The 14,546-nt window shown below is 61.9% G+C and carries 12 protein-coding genes; 1 reads left to right on the top strand and 11 read right to left on the bottom strand.

From position 1 onward, the window contains the following. Window positions 1-260: 260 nt before the first annotated feature. The 7 genes from QTA58_RS12295 to QTA58_RS12265 form a co-directional block, all read right to left on the bottom strand. Window positions 261-803, bottom strand: coding sequence for a flavin reductase family protein (locus QTA58_RS12295; protein ID WP_289669036.1), 543 nt, complete (start codon window positions 801-803; stop codon window positions 261-263). A gap of 14 nt (window positions 804-817) precedes the next feature. Then, the gene (locus QTA58_RS12290; protein ID WP_289669035.1) at window positions 818-1,336 is read right to left on the bottom strand and encodes a flavin reductase family protein; all 519 of its coding nucleotides are present in this window, start codon (window positions 1,334-1,336) and stop codon (window positions 818-820) included. 28 nt (window positions 1,337-1,364) lie between these two features. Beyond that, window positions 1,365-2,645 (bottom strand): NtaA/DmoA family FMN-dependent monooxygenase, encoded by a 1,281-nt coding sequence (locus QTA58_RS12285; RefSeq protein ID WP_289669034.1) that lies wholly within the window; start codon window positions 2,643-2,645, stop codon window positions 1,365-1,367. Between the two features lie 121 nt (window positions 2,646-2,766). Next, window positions 2,767-4,677, bottom strand: coding sequence for a LysR family transcriptional regulator (locus tag QTA58_RS12280; protein ID WP_289669033.1), 1,911 nt, complete (start codon window positions 4,675-4,677; stop codon window positions 2,767-2,769). 236 nt (window positions 4,678-4,913) lie between these two features. Continuing rightward, a complete protein-coding gene (locus QTA58_RS12275; RefSeq protein ID WP_289669032.1) occupies window positions 4,914-6,275 on the bottom strand; it encodes a UbiD family decarboxylase in 1,362 nt (453 codons plus the stop codon). Continuing rightward, entirely contained in the window at window positions 6,275-7,603 is a 1,329-nt protein-coding gene (locus QTA58_RS12270) for a Zn-dependent hydrolase (RefSeq protein ID WP_289669031.1), read from the bottom strand. The genes QTA58_RS12275 and QTA58_RS12270 overlap by 1 nt, the downstream gene beginning before the upstream one ends. Continuing rightward, a complete protein-coding gene (locus QTA58_RS12265; protein WP_289669029.1) occupies window positions 7,603-8,955 on the bottom strand; it encodes an amidohydrolase family protein in 1,353 nt (450 codons plus the stop codon). The genes QTA58_RS12270 and QTA58_RS12265 overlap by 1 nt, the downstream gene beginning before the upstream one ends. A 434-nt stretch (window positions 8,956-9,389) precedes the next feature. Between QTA58_RS12265 and QTA58_RS12260 the strand changes: the two genes are divergently transcribed. Continuing rightward, entirely contained in the window at window positions 9,390-10,097 is a 708-nt protein-coding gene (locus QTA58_RS12260) for a response regulator transcription factor (RefSeq protein ID WP_289669028.1), read from the top strand. Window positions 10,098-10,357: 260 nt separating this feature from the next. Here QTA58_RS12260 and QTA58_RS12255 read toward each other — a convergent pair whose 3' ends face one another. The 4 genes from QTA58_RS12255 to QTA58_RS12240 all read right to left on the bottom strand — a co-directional run bounded on the left by QTA58_RS12255 (window position 10,358) and on the right by QTA58_RS12240 (window position 14,527). After that, window positions 10,358-11,404 carry a substrate-binding domain-containing protein gene (locus tag QTA58_RS12255; RefSeq protein ID WP_289669027.1) on the bottom strand — a complete coding sequence of 349 codons (1,047 nt, stop codon included), beginning with the start codon at window positions 11,402-11,404 and terminating at the stop codon, window positions 10,358-10,360. Window positions 11,405-11,409: 5 nt separating this feature from the next. Then, window positions 11,410-13,029 carry a GMC family oxidoreductase N-terminal domain-containing protein gene (locus tag QTA58_RS12250; RefSeq protein WP_289669026.1) on the bottom strand — a complete coding sequence of 540 codons (1,620 nt, stop codon included), beginning with the start codon at window positions 13,027-13,029 and terminating at the stop codon, window positions 11,410-11,412. A gap of 3 nt (window positions 13,030-13,032) precedes the next feature. Next, window positions 13,033-13,476 (bottom strand): MaoC/PaaZ C-terminal domain-containing protein, encoded by a 444-nt coding sequence (locus QTA58_RS12245; protein WP_289669025.1) that lies wholly within the window; start codon window positions 13,474-13,476, stop codon window positions 13,033-13,035. Between the two features lie 76 nt (window positions 13,477-13,552). Then, the gene (locus QTA58_RS12240) at window positions 13,553-14,527 is read right to left on the bottom strand and encodes a substrate-binding domain-containing protein (protein WP_289669024.1); all 975 of its coding nucleotides are present in this window, start codon (window positions 14,525-14,527) and stop codon (window positions 13,553-13,555) included. Window positions 14,528-14,546: the final 19 nt, after the last annotated feature.

Raw genomic sequence — 14,546 nt, 5'->3', positions numbered from 1 at the left:
GCCGATGATAAAAAATCGCGGATTCCCGGTGGTTTTCAGGGGTCCGATGCCGGTTGCGTATGACCTTGAGGCAAATGCCTGATTGCTGCGCGCGGCCGATATGCAATTGGGTATCGAATAGGCATTTTCGCGCTTGCAGCAGAAGGATCGGCCTTGGGATCATCGAAAGCGGCGATCAAAAAAATCGACGGGTGGATGCCTTCCGGCATCCACCCGTTCAAGGCTGCAGCATGTATCGCCCTCCGGTCGGCAAGGCGCGATCAGGCGAGGTTGCGATAGCGCCCGTCGAGATAGACCAGCGGTTCGATCCGCCTTTCCGGCAGGCTGATGGTCCTGATCTCGCCGATGAAGATCGTGTGCGACTGGTAGGAGATCGCATGGGCGGTCACGCAGTCGAAGGCGGCCAGGGCAGCCTCGAAGACCGGCGCGCCGGTGACCAGCGAAATCCAGCCGCCTTCGGCAAACCGCCCTTCCCTGTTTCCGGAACTCGCGAAGCGCGATGCCACCGCCTCGTCCTCCTGGGCAAGCACGTTGACGCAGAACACCCCTGCCCTGAGCAGCGGATCGTGGCTCGACGCCGATTTGTTGACGCAGACGAGCAGCGTCGGAGGATCGGCGGAAAGCGCGCTCGCCGAAGTGGCGACGAGCCCGTGAAGCGCCTCGCCGTCGCGGGTGGTGATCAGCGAAACGCCGGCGGGGAGCCGCCGCATGCCCTGCTTGAAGTTGACGGCGTCGGCAGCAACCGGCTCCGGCGGCCGCAGGCCGATCTTGATGTGCCGCGTATTCCATTCGACGTCCATCATGTCCACCATCCCTGCTAACCTGCGCTATCCGGTGCCAGGGGAGCGAGGCGATAGTAACCTCCCCGGAATGTCACGAGCGGCTCCGCGGACGGATCGGCCACGACCCCACTCAGCATGCCGACCGCGATAACCGTGCCGTCGCGTTCGATGATCTCGTCGAGCCGGCAGTCGAAAGCGCCGACGGCCCCTTCGAGGACCGGGGCTCCGGTCGTCAGCGGCTTCCAGACTGCGGTCGTGAACCGTTCGGCGCCCTTGAGGCCCGCCTTGCCGGAAAACACCGCGACAAGGTCCTGGCGATCGGCCGGAAGATAACTGACGGAAAAACAGCGCCCTTCGCGCAGTGCCGAAAGCGCCGAGGTCCCGGCATCGATCGAGACCATGATCCTCGGCGGCCTGGCGCTGAGATGCGTCGCGGACAGGGCGAGGAAACCCGCCCAGCCCTGCTCTCCGGCAGCGGCGACGACCGCCGCCCCCACTGCCCGGTTGCCGATGGCTTTCCAGAAGCCCGGCACGTCGATGTCTGTGCCCGTCATGGCGGCTTTTCCCGGACTCGAAAGCTGGTCAGAAGGCCATCACGTTGTCGCGCAGCATGTCGTGGCTGTATTCGGTGCGGGTGGCGCCGCGCTTCTGCAGCGCCGGCACCAGCTCGTCGACGATCTGGCTGAGATAGCTGGGCTTCAGGTGACCGGTGATGAGGTAACCGTCGCCGCCGACTTCGGCCATCGCCTCGATAAGCTCGGCCGCGACGTCTTCCGGCGTGCCGACGATCGGCCAGCGCGGCGGCGACGTCACGATCTGCCGCAGGGTCACGGCCGGATCCTTGAACTTCCCGAGGATGGTCTGCATGCCGTTGGTCTTGATTTCGCCAACCGGCGCATCGAGGTCGAACTTCGAGAAATCGATACCGGACAGGAACGACATGGAGGCGAGCGAATGCTGCATGCGCTTCTCGAGCATCTTCGGATAGTTCTGCTTGTATTCGTCCGCTTCCTGCCGGCTTTTGGTGATGACCGGGGCGACGGCGAACATCAGCTTGACCTTGGTCGGATCGCGGCCGAAGCTCACGGCATAGGACCGTACGTCGATGCAATACTGCTTCATCTCCTCGATATTCTCGGCGCTGCCCAGCACGACCTCGGCATTGCGGCCGGAGAATTTGCGGCCGCGCGGCGAGCCGCCGGGGGCGATCAGCAGCGGGCAGCCCTGCGGACTGCGCGGCACGTTCAACGGTCCGCGGGACTTGTAATATTCCCCTTCGAAATTGACGGTCCTGACCTTCGATGGGTCGATGAACGTCTCATCGCTGTTGACGACGGCGTCGGGCTCCCAGGCCTCCCATAGCTGCTTGACGAGATCGACGAACTCGTCGGCCATGTCGTAACGCTTGTCATGTTCGAACTGCTTGTCGTAGCCGAAGTTCTGGGCGGCCGCGTCACTGGTCGCCGTGACGATATTCCAGGCCATGCGGCCATTCGAATAGTGGTCGAGGGTCGCCATGGAGCGGGCCAGGATCCAGGGCGGATAGAAGGTCGAGGTCATCGTGGTGGCGACGCCGAGCTTTTTCGTCGCTTCGAGGATATAGGGCGTGACGATGACGGGATCGAATTTCGGCGTCATGGCCGCATGGCGCAGATAGAAGTCCATGTTGCCACCGTAGGTATAGGGTATGGCGGACGTGTCTTCGAGAATCAGGAAGTCGAAGAAGGCCTGTTCGAGGCGCCGCGCCCCATCGCGAAAAATATCCGGCTTGGTCCAGTCGTAGCTCTTGGCGAAATTGGGCGTGTTCCAGCCCTGCACGGTGATGCCCGGACCAAGGAACCATCCCAGATGGAAGGCGCACATATCGAAACCCCTCTTGAAGACCGTTTTGATGGGAAAACGATAGCGGCACGCACCGGGACGGCTGAAATTCAATCTCGCAAATCGTGTGATAAAAATCCGCGATGATCGCCGGTCCAGGGCATCAGACGGTCGCCAGGTCTGCTGCCGCGGTTCCCGGCACGCGCTCCCGGGGCGCGAACGACTTGCGCAGGTTGTCGACGAAGCTGCGGGCCGCATCGCTGAACGGCCCGTCGCGGCGGTGGGCGAGGCAGATGGCGCGGACGATTTGCGGATCGCGGATTTCGTGCACCGACAGGTGCCGGCGGTCCTTGCTGGCCTTGAGCGCATTGGTCGGCAGGATGGTCGCATAACCGCCGATCTTCACGAGGCTGAGGGCCGCGGCCATGGAATCCACCTCCATACGCGGCTTGAGCGTGAGGTTGCGGCCCTGCAGGTGCTCCAGCAGAAGCGCGCGCAAGCCGTGCCGGCTCGATGGCAGGACGAGCGGCAGGTGGACGATGTCCGCCAGCGCGATCGGTCCCTCCGGCAGGAGGCCGGTATCGCTGTTGGTCACCACCGCCATGCTGTCTTCCGCAAGGCAATGGAAGGCGATCTGGTCGTCGTTGACGTACCGGTCCACCAGGGCGAAATCGATCTTGCGGGTCCGCAGCCATTGCAGCAGCGTCGGCGAATAGCCCTCGGCCACCTGCACCTCGCTTTCATTGTGCAGTCCGAGCCAGGCCTGCAGACCGTCGGCAAAACAGACGGCGGTGGAGCTCTCGTCGTCGAGCGCAGGTATCAGGCCGACCTTCAGTCGGCGCACCTGCCTCGAAACCGGCGCGCGCAACTGCTGGATCGCGAGGTTGAGGTCGTTCAGGAGCGGGCGCAGCAGGCCATAGAGGACATCCGCCTTCGGATTGGCTTCAAGCCCGTGGCGTACGCGCTCGAACAGCGGCCCGCCGAGCTGGTCCTCGATATTCTGCAGCCGGACCGTCATCGCCGGCTGGACGATGCACATGCGGTCGGCCGCCTTGTGGACATTGCCCTCTTCATAAAGGGCGACGAAGGAGCGGCAGTGCTTCAGCGACAACCGTTCATTGGGGATTTCACCGGGGAATGCAGCGCTCAGGGAAGCGGAAACGGCAGGCTCGGAAAGCTGCTCGCGCAGCACGCTGGCGAGTTCCTGGGCTTCATGCGCGTGGCCGCGCGCCGACCAGATGGACAGGACGGGATCGAAGGTCGTTTCCGAAAGCCAGCCGCAGCTGAAATGCTGCGCGAGGGCGGGGTTGAGCAGGCTTGTGGGGATCAGGATGGCGAAATTGCGTTCCTGGCCTAAACCCGCGAGCAGTTCGTGCAGCGGCTCGCCTGACCATTCGAGATTGATGCGCGCCCGTTCGGCCAATGAGTTGAGCGGGCCGTGAAGGGCTTCGGGCAGCGCCGGCACTATGATGTCCCTACCGGCGAGACTTCCCGGATTGACGGGCTGGGACACCCATCCCTGTTGCTGCGGGACACCCTGCACCAGCACCCATCGATCGCGGACCTGAATGAGGTCGCCGTCATCGGGAATGCTGAAGAAACCGGCCCTCAGGGCGGCAGAGGCATCCTTCGGATCATAGGTCGGAAAGAGCTGAAAATCCGTGCTGCCGTGCCAGCCTGCCAGCGATGGCGCAAGATCGAGCGGCGCGCCGGGAAAGCCGGCATGCAGGAGGACGGTCGGCGGCTTCCTGTTCGAGCCTGGCGGGAAGGCGCCCGCAACGATGTCCAGCGAGCGGTCCAGCCGTTCGATGAGTGGCCGCAGTATCTGGTAGACGTTAAGCCCCTCCGGCGTCACCACAATACCGGCACGGACCCGCCGGAAAAGCGGGACGCTGAATTCCTCGCCCATCGCCTTGGCATGGGCGCTGACGGTGGAATGGCTGAGGCCGAAGCGCTGGGCGATGCGCGTCACGCTCCCCTCCTGGACCAAGGCGAGGAAGGTGCGGATCTGGATGGAATTCACAACCAGGCGGCTTGACGGATCCAGATCGGAGGTCTCGAGCTGCAGGGGCATTGCGACCGGTCTCCTCGACTCGATGTGCACAGGCAATGATCACTCCCGAAACGGCAGTGACAGCTCTTTCTCTCCTTGGCTCCCTGATGCGATCCGATTTTTATCGTTACAGGATTCTACACTCTCGGCTTCATTGCAAGAATAATATGCATTCGATTTAAATGAACAAAAAGCAGGCAAAAGCACTCACGCGCGCATACCGCCGAACTGGTGTCCGGTTTCACGCATTGGCAGGCTCAATAGGCGTCGAGCTCGCGCTTTACGCGCTCGAGCACGTCCAGCCGGGGGCGGACGAATTCCGAACGCGTGCCTGAATTTCCATCACCGGGCCTCGTCGTCGCAACCATGCCGATCTTGGTCACCGTGAGATTTTCATGGACGGGATCGCACCGGTCGGCCTTCATGCCCGGAAGGACGATCATGTCTTCATGGCCGCGGAAACGTGCTGCGAGAGACCATTCGACCTGGGTCCAGTCCTCCGGGTCGATGTCGTCCTCGACGGCGATCACCAGCTTGAACAGATTGACCTGGCCCATGGCCGCGATGATCGCGCGCTTGGCCTCGCCGAGTGCCGGCCGGTGCATGCTGATGACGGCATGCAGCCGCCCCATCCCGCCCTCGGTCACGAAGACGCGGCGAACCGAGGGAATGATCTTCTGAAGTGCGTGGCAAACCGTCACGCCGATCGCGACGCCGCCGAGAAGGCAGTGTTCGGGCGCAAAACCCGGCAGGATCGCCTGGTATATGGCGTCACGGCGATGGGTGATGCATTTCGCTTCGACGGCGATGCCAGGCCCGTAACGGACGTAGAAGCCGGGAAATTCGGAAACCGCACCCTCGTCGATGAGTTCGCCCGGCTTCAGCACCGCCTCGATCACGATCTCTGCCTCGGCCGGCACTTCAAGGTCGACGGTCTTGCATTTGACCAGGCGCAACGGTTCGCCGAGAATCGCCCCGACCGTATCGAATTCGTCGTCGCCGAGGCCGAGATAGAGCTGCGATCCGAGCATCACGGCCGGGTGGTTGCCGAGCACGACGGCGATTTCGAGATCCTGTTCGAGCTGCCGCGCGCGTTCCGCCATGATGGCCAGATGGTGGTTCTTGGCGATACCGGCCATCATCCGGCTGCCGCCTTCCAACCGGAGGCGGGCGATGGAGACATTCCTTTTGCCGGTATCGGGATGTTTCGCGATGATGACCCCCGCCGTGATATACGGACCCGCCTCGTGCTCGAACCAGTAGGGAACCGGCAGCACCTTGCCGATGTCGAAAGGCAGGTTCACGGTCTCTTCCTGCACCGGCGCGTCCGACACAATGACCGGCGGCACCGGCGATTTCAGCGCGGCGATGCAATGCGCATCGAGCTCGCCGGCCGCGATGTCCAGCGCCTCCTCGAACCTCGCCCGGGAATTCAGCAGGTTGCCGATCACCGGCATGCCATGACCGCGCACGTTCTGGAAAAGCTGGGCCGGACCTTTGCCGCGCAGGCCGAGAACGGCGCTGATCTCGTATTCGAGATCCACCTTGCGATCGACCCTGTGCAGCGATCCGCTCGCCTCCAGCTTTTCGAGAAACGGCCTGAGTCCCTGATCCGTCATTACTGTTCCACCGGCTTTGCGAGGGTAGGCAAGACGGAATGTCTCGCGGCATCCGGCCCGTCGCAAAGAAGAATTGCTTCGAACAGGGTCGCCGCACCGGCGGCCAAGGCGGATGGTTCGCTCCATTCGTCCGGCCGGTGGCTCTTACCGTCGACCGAGGGAATGAACACCATCGCAGCCGGTGCGATGCTCGCCATGAAGGCCGCGTCATGCCCGGCGCCGGATGCCATATCCAGCGTGGATAGACCGAGATCCCGGGCGGCGTGGCGCAAGACGGCGCGCAAGCCCGGATCGCAGGCGACGGGATTGCTGTCCGAGAGAATATTGCAGCATTCGAGCCTGACCGCGCAGTTCTCGGCGATCACCGCCGCCTCGCGCTTGACCGCGACAATGAAGCGATCCATCGCCGGCCGCTCTTCCGCCCGCGCGTCGATGATGATGCGCATGGTGCGGGGCACGACATTGGCCGCGTTCGGCGAAACCTCGACCACGCCGGACGTCGCGACGAAATGGCCGCGCCCCTGGTTGGCGATACGCTGGGCGAGCGAATTGACGAACACCATCATCTGCGCGCCGGCTATGCTCGCATCCCGCCTCAAATGCATCGGCGTCGTCCCGGCATGGTCGGCCGAGCCTTCGAAGACGACTTCCATGCGCGTCACGCCGGCAATGCCGGAGACCACACCGACATCTATCTCGCTTCGTTCGAGAACGGCGCCCTGCTCGATATGCAGTTCGAAGAAGGCGACGATGTCCCGCCGCAATATGTCGCCGAGACCTTCCGGCACACCGCCCATCCGGGCGATCGCGGCCGCGAGACGCTCGCCGCCGGGGCCAGGATAGCCAAGCATCGCAGGCGTCAGCTTGCCCGTCATCGCCCGGCTGCCGACGCAGGACAGCCCGAAATCGCTCGGTTCCTCGGCGAGGAAATCGATGATCTCGAGATTGTGGCGCAGCCTGATGCCCCGTTCACGCAGCGAATGAACGATTTCAAGCCCGGTCATCACCCCGGCGGTTCCGTCGAAACGCCCGCCGTTCGGGACAGTGTCGGAATGGGAACCGATCATGATCGTCCCCGACGCCGGATCCGTGCCCGAAAGATGCCCGATCATGTTGCCGGCGGCATCGATGCCGACCGTCAGCCCGGCCTCTTCGAAACAGGCCTTGATCCAGCGCCGGCCCTTCTCGAACATCGGCGTGAAGGACCGACGGCTATAGGGGCGCGAGGGCTCGGTGATCTCCGCCAGATCCATCACCTTCTGCCAAAGCCGATCCGCGTCTATGGGCAGGTTGTCGGTGAACGGCGGTGACGGGACGCGCTGTTCCATCAGAGCGGCCTGACCATGTTTCCAGCGCCGGGTTCCGAGACGACATTGCGCCCGTCGAAGGCGAGCCTGCCGCGCAGGAAGGTCGCCTCCGCGCGATACGGCATCCTGATGCCGTCATAGGGGCTCCAGTCGACAACATTGTTGCCGCTTTCCGCGGCTCTGTAGATATAGGCGGAGGGTTTGAACACAGCGATATCCGCATCGCGGCCGATCTCCAGCGCACCCTTGCGGTGGCCGATGCGGAACAGCCGCGCCGGGTTTGCGGCCAGCAGCCGCGCCGCATGCGAAAACGACAGCCCCCGCTCGGAGAGCCCCTTGAGGAGAAGCGGATACATGGTTTCGAGGCCGGGCACGCCGGACGCGTTGGACAGCATGTCCGGACTGGATTTCAGCGACCGCGACCAGCTGACATGGTCTGTCGAGACCACGGTGATCCGACCGGCGGCGAGATGGCGCCAGAGCGCTTCCACCTGATCGCGCGAACGGATCGGCGGGTTGACCTTGGCGAAGCCGCCGAGCCGCGCGACATCGTTTTCCTCGTCGAGCGTCAGGTAGTGGATGCAGGCTTCGACCGTCGTATCAAAACCCTGACGGCGATAGCTGTCGCAAAGGTCGTAGCCGCGCGATATCGAGCAGTGCACGACATGCGTCGAACAACCCGTCGCCGCGCCGATCTCGTAGACCTCGGCCATGGCGAGCGCCTCGGCGATGGCGGGGCGGGAAAGCGCATGGGCCCGGTAGTCCCGGATGCCGGTCTCTTCGACCTTGGCGATCGCGGTCCGTACGAATTCGTCGTTCTCGTTGTGGATGCCCGCGATCAGGCCGTGTTTGGCGATCTCGGCGAAACATTCGTTGAGGATGTAGGGCGTGATGCGCGGAAATCTCTCCGGATGCGTGCCGAAGGTCGAAAACTTGAATCCGACCGCGCCGGCCTTGATCATGCCGGGGATCTCGGCAGCACCGGCCCTCGGATGGACCGTTCCGTAGAGACCGAAATCCACCCGCGCCTGCTCGCCCGCCTCCGTCGCCTTGCGGGTCAGCTTCTCGCCGTCGCAGATCAGGTTGCCGTCGTCATAGGGCATGTCGACGATCGTGGTGACACCGCCGGCCGCGGCCGAGCGCGTCGACCAGATGAAGCCCTCCTGGTCTTTCTGGGAGAGGGAATGAACCTGGCTATCGATCGCGCCGGGCAGGATCAGGGCCTCGCCGAAATCATGCCGTTCGCGGGCGGCGGGCGGTTCGCCCTCGCCGACGAACTCGATCGTTTCACCGCGGATCGCGACGAAACCCTTTTCGATCACATCGGCCGCCCGAACAACGCGGCCTGTCAGAACCAAATCAAAATCAACCATGCGGAAGCGTCTTTCCTTCGACGCCTTCACTCTGCCCCATCCCTTCCGGGCGCAATAATTGAAATGCATGAACTGCGTGATAGCCTCGCCCGAAATCAGCTCCCGCCGAGTTCGCGCCCGGTCGAGGAAACGCTTCTGGAGCGCGGCATCATTGTCTCCTATGAAACGATCCGATGATGAGGCCGCAAGTTCGGCCCGGCCTATGCAAGACTGCAAGCCTTTCGCCGGCTTCGGTCAAACACCGTGACATCGCCTTTTGACCAGGTGGTATCCAACAGGGTTGCAATCCCCGATTGATTTTCGCTATAAGTTGTCTGCCTAAATCTCTTCTGGGGCCGGTCGGCAGGGGGGGGGGGTGATAGGTGGCCGGCATGGCCGCAACATCAGAGAAGAGAGGCGCCATCGGACCATCACTATATCGTCGGGACATATAAATGACTGATACGATATTGATTTTCTCTGAAGACATAGAATTTCATTTGCTTTCAAAGCACGTCCTGATGGCAAGTGGCTATCAAGTCATACTGATAACGGAAGAGGCAGACGCAACGACCACCGCGATTCAGCGGAGCCCGTTGGCGATCGTCTTGGACTGCCGCCGGGAGAGCAGTGCCGGCGTCACCATCTGCAAGGCGCTTAAAAATCACCCGAAGACGCGTTCGATCCTCATCGTGGCCGTCGTCGAAAAAGGCAACGAGGCCGCCTATATCAAGATAGTCGAAGCCGGTGCCGACAGGGTCTTCCACCGCCCCACGGACCCGGCGGACGTAATTGATTTTCTGCATCATTACGCGACGAATCCGGCAAGGCTGCAGCGCTATATCATTGAACTTCCGTTGACCCGCATCGATACGATCAACCGGAAGGTCTTTTTCCGGGACAAGCAGGTGATCCTTGGCCAGACCCAGTACCTGATGCTCAAATGCCTGCTGGAAATACCGGGAAAGATATTCCGGCGCGACGAACTCATCGAGGCCGTATGGCCGGACGGAACGTTCGTGGACGACAGGACGGTCGATGTGCATATCGGCGTCCTGCGCAAGGCACTTCGCGAGGCAGGCGCCGGCAATATGGTGCGCACCGTCAGGGGCGCCGGCTATACGGTCGATCTCGAATGGTTGAATTCTGTTTCAGTGCCTTAGAGTGTTTCCTTGTTGGATTGAAGCATTCTGCCGGAGCAGGTTTTCGTTGGGGCAAAGGCGATTGGCGAAGGGCATACCCTCTGGTACGTCCGAGCCGATCGCCTTTGATCCCGGCGGAAAGATGCCCGGCCCTGTGGGTTGGCTGAAACGGGCCGCCTGATCGACCGGCTCCGTTTGAGCCAACAGAATGCTTCAATCCAACAAGGAAACGCTCTAACTGCCGGCAATGGTGAAGCGATAGATGCGGGCGGGGCAGCCTGTTAACGAGGCGGTGCCTTTGCGGTCGTGCCGCGCTCGACATATTCGACATCCAGCTCGACCTTGCGGGGGATCACTTTTCCAGGCTCGCTTCGCACGACCCATTCGCCGGTCTCCACGCCCATTTCGTAGGCCGGCACATTGAGCGTCGATAAGGGCGGATCGACATAGGCCGCGATCTCGAGATTGTCGAAACCGATAATCGAACATCTATCCGGCACCGAAATCCCCTGGCTGCGCAGTTCCGACATCGCCCCGATCGCAAGCACGTCACTGCCGCAGAATACCGCGCTGATCTGCGGGGCCGCAGCCAGAAGGGAGGCCATCATCTGCCTTCCGGCGCCGATCTGATAGGGGGCTTCGCGAATGATGACGTCATCGCGTGTCGCGCCAAGTCCGAGCAGTGTATCGGTAAATCCCGCGACACGCGCCTGAGCGCGGTCATTATTGGTGGTGATACCGGCGATCATGCCGAACGTTCGATGCCCGAGCGCCCAGAGCCGCCGAGCCGCAAGAGCGGCGGCGCGATAATTGTCAAAGCCGATGCTGGTATAGTTGAAGTCCTTCTGCAGGGCATAGGTGACCGCGCAGGAGACGTTATGGGTATTCAGCAGATCGAACGTCTTGCTTCGATGCCGGGTCCCGACAAGGACCAGCGCCTCGATGCCCCGTTCGACCAAGGTCAGTGCCTGCTTGTACTCTTCATCGAGATCGTATTCCGATGTGCTGTAGATCAACGCAAATCCGTTGCGTTCCAAGGATTGCTGCAGGCCGGCCAACATCTCCGCATAGATGGAATGCCTGATTGTCGGAATGATGGCGCCGACGAGATGCGACCGGCTGGACCGCAGTTGCCGGGCCGATCCGTTGCGGACATAGCCCAGGGCCTGAATGGCATGGTCGATCGATTCGACGACACTTGGGCTGACGATCTCGGGATTGTTCAGTCGTCGCGACACGGTTGCCGGCGCGCAGCCGGCCAGTTTCGCGACATCGGCAATGCTGACGCGTTTTGCCAAGGTCTCTGCTTGGGTTGCTTTGCCTGCCATGAAAGTCACCCGTTGCCGCGGATGAAATCGGCTGCCCGTTCGCCAATCATAATCGCTGTCGCATTTGTGTTACCGGAAACCAGTTTCGGCATAACCGAATTGTCGGCAATTCTCAAACCATCGACGCCGCGCACGCGCAACTGGGTATCCACCACTGATTCAGCGTCTCCGCCCATCCTGCAGGTTCCGGCCGGATGGTAGCCGGTGCGCGCATGGGCTCTGACGAAATCCTCGATCTCCTGCTGGCTCTCGACATTGACGCCGGGGAAGTGTTCGTTCTTCAGATAGGGCGCCAGGCTCGGTCCGGCCATGATCTTGCGCCCGAGTCGCACGGAATGCGCGGTCTTGGCAAGGTCATCCGGGTCCGACAGATAGTTCGGATCGATCTTCGGATGATAGAGCGGGTCGTTTCCTGCGATTGACACGGTTCCGCGCGAACGCGGCCGCGTCAGATAGGCGTTCAATGTGCAGCCATTGCCGCCCGGGACGCCCGCAATCCCGGCTTCAACCCCAGCACCCGCCAGGAAATGGAATTGGACGTCCGGCTCGGGATCGCCCTCGTCCAGCCACCAGAACGCGCCGCCTTCGACGACGTTCGATGTCACCGGGCCGGAGCGGAACAAGGCAAATTGCAGGCCCGCCCAGGCCTGCCAGCATGCTTTCTTGTATTTGTCGTAGCTGTAGGGACCGAGCAATTCATAGACCAGGAACACATCGAGATGATCCTGCAGATTGCGGCCGACCTGCGGGCTATCGGCAACGACATCGATGCCGTTGCCGGCAAGCATGGCGCCGTCGCCGATACCCGAATGGAGGAGCAGGTTCGGCGTTCCGATCGCGCCGCATGTCAGGATGATCTCGCGCCTTGCGGCAATGGTTCGGGTAATGGTGTCCGAACGCAGCTGGACGGCGGAGGCGCGGCCGTTTTCGAACAGGATGCGCATCGCCTGGCTGTCCGTCAGAACCAGGAGATTACGCCTGCTCGCGGCAGGACGTAGATAGCAATTGGCGGTACTCGAACGCCTGCCGGCACGATTGGTTACCTGGTAGAGCCCGCATCCGCCGCGTTTTTCCCGGTTGAAGTCGTCGATATAGGGCATCCCGACCTGTTGGCACGCTTTGAGCCAGGCATAGGTCAGGGGATGGGTATAGGCTTGATCGGAGACCTTCAACGGGCCTTCGTTGCCGTGCAGGTCGCCCGACAGGCGTTGATTGTCTTCGGCGCGTTTGAAATAGGGCAGGACGTCGGCATAACCCCAGCCGGCGCAACCATAGTCGGATTTCCAGGCATCGTAGTCGGCGGCCGTGCCGCGGATATAGACCTGCGCGTTGATGGAACTGCCGCCGCCCAGCACCCGTGCCTGGGTAAAGGGGGTTGATATGCCACCCTGATGCTCCTGCGCCGTGGTTTCGAAGCCCCAGGTGAATTGCGGACCCGTCGTCTTGTAATAGGTAACCGGCAGGTGGATATAGGGGCTGCGATCTTTCTGGCCGGCCTCGATCAGCAGCACGCTGGCATCAGGATCTTCGCTGAGCCGCGCGGCAAGGGTGCAGCCCGCGCTGCCGCCGCCGATAACGATGTAATCGACGGCAGAAAGAGAATCATCTTGCAATGCGGTCGCCACGGTTCAGTCTTCCTTCCTTACCCATTTGAGAAGGCCGGTCGCCACGGCCACGATTTCGTTGCGCTGGTTTTTGGCCTCGATGTCGGCAAGGCTGCGACGTTTGACCGTGTCGACAGCCGTGATCGTATAGGTCAAGGTGATGGTGTCGCCGAAGAAGACCGGCGCGGTGAAGCGGATACGGTCATAGCCAAGCGCCACCGGCGTTTCGCCGTTGACAAGGGCATCGTCGGCTTGGGCGACCATCAGGGTCGAGAGCGTGGACATGAAGCCGACCAGAAGCGCGCCATGGGCAATTCTCTGCCCGTAAGCGGAGCGCTCCATCAGCGCCTGATTGACATGAACGGGCGCAAGATCGCCCGTGATGCCGGCAAAGAGATAGACATCGCTTTCGCTGACGGTCTTGGAAAAGGTCACCGTTTGGCCGACCGACACATAAAAATCCTTCATAGCCATTCCTTCCTTCGGTCGGGCAGGCCAGGAATTGCCGTGTCCGCAATCACCCGGCCTGTCCCGCCGCACCTGATCAGAAACCCTTGCCGACCCAATCCTTTACGTTGTCGACGGTAATCGTCGCCGAGTTCAACGTGACGTCGCCTTTCATCGGCTTGCCGATACAGGCGAGATAGGCATATTCCACCCCTTCGGGTGCGACATAGGGAAAGGTAAATGTCGCAAACAGTTTGCCGTCGGCGACCGCCTGAATGGCGTTGTTCTGGCCGTCGAGGCCAGTCACCATGATTTCCTTCTGGCGCCCGGCCGCCTCGATCGCCTTGATCGCGCCGAGTGCCATCTCGTCGTTATGGGCATAGACACCATTGATCTGGCCGGGGCCGAAGCGCTGCAGCACGTCCTCCATGAACTTGGCGGCATTCTCGCGCAGATAGTCGGCATTCTGCGTGGCTACGATCTTCATGTCGGGATGTGTCGCGATCACCTCCTCGAAGCCGCGCTTGCGTTCAACCGCGGAGCTTGCCCCTGCCGTTCCCTCGATCTGGATGATATTGCCCTTGCCGGCAAGCTTATCGACGAAGAACTCGCCGGCCTGGCGCGCGATCGGCTCGTTTTGAGCGGTGATATAGGTCGTCACGTCGGTATTGACCTTGCGGTCCAGGGCAATCACCGGGATGCCGGCCGCCATCGCATCCTTGACGACCGGCGTCAGAGCCTGCTCGGTCAGCGGGCTGATCATCAATACGTCGATATTCTGCGCCAGAAGGCTTTCGACGTCGGAGACCTGTTTTGCCGAACTGTTCTGGCCGTCGGTGATGACAAGATCGACATTGGGAAGATGCTCGGCCGCCCATTTGCGGTTCCCCTCCGTCATGGCGACGCGCCACGGATGGTTCATCGTGCCCTGGCTGAAGCCGATCTTGCATTTCTTGCTGAGATCGACCCCTTTCAGGGGATCGTCCTGCGTGACGGCGATGCTTGCGGTCGCAAGAAGCGTCAGCGCTCCCGCACCGATGACAGTCACTATTCTCGCTCTCTGCTGTGTCATGTTCTCCTCCTTGGCTGAC

It is taken from the genome of Neorhizobium sp. CSC1952 (genome assembly GCF_030378245.1).
Lineage (GTDB): Bacteria > Pseudomonadota > Alphaproteobacteria > Rhizobiales > Rhizobiaceae > Neorhizobium > Neorhizobium oryzae_A.
This window is presented reverse-complemented; position numbering and strand designations above follow the sequence as displayed.

Coding starts and splice junctions, on each gene's coding strand:
- QTA58_RS12295 (WP_289669036.1), bottom strand. CDS start 803: ATGATGGACGTCGAATGGAATACGCGGCACATCAAGATCGGCCTGCGG.
- QTA58_RS12290 (WP_289669035.1), bottom strand. CDS start 1,336: ATGACGGGCACAGACATCGACGTGCCGGGCTTCTGGAAAGCCATCGGC.
- QTA58_RS12285 (WP_289669034.1), bottom strand. CDS start 2,645: ATGTGCGCCTTCCATCTGGGATGGTTCCTTGGTCCGGGCATCACCGTG.
- QTA58_RS12280 (WP_289669033.1), bottom strand. CDS start 4,677: ATGCCCCTGCAGCTCGAGACCTCCGATCTGGATCCGTCAAGCCGCCTG.
- QTA58_RS12275 (WP_289669032.1), bottom strand. CDS start 6,275: ATGACGGATCAGGGACTCAGGCCGTTTCTCGAAAAGCTGGAGGCGAGC.
- QTA58_RS12270 (WP_289669031.1), bottom strand. CDS start 7,603: ATGGAACAGCGCGTCCCGTCACCGCCGTTCACCGACAACCTGCCCATA.
- QTA58_RS12265 (WP_289669029.1), bottom strand. CDS start 8,955: ATGGTTGATTTTGATTTGGTTCTGACAGGCCGCGTTGTTCGGGCGGCC.
- QTA58_RS12260 (WP_289669028.1), top strand. CDS start 9,390: ATGACTGATACGATATTGATTTTCTCTGAAGACATAGAATTTCATTTG.
- QTA58_RS12255 (WP_289669027.1), bottom strand. CDS start 11,404: ATGGCAGGCAAAGCAACCCAAGCAGAGACCTTGGCAAAACGCGTCAGC.
- QTA58_RS12245 (WP_289669025.1), bottom strand. CDS start 13,476: ATGAAGGATTTTTATGTGTCGGTCGGCCAAACGGTGACCTTTTCCAAG.
- QTA58_RS12240 (WP_289669024.1), bottom strand. CDS start 14,527: ATGACACAGCAGAGAGCGAGAATAGTGACTGTCATCGGTGCGGGAGCG.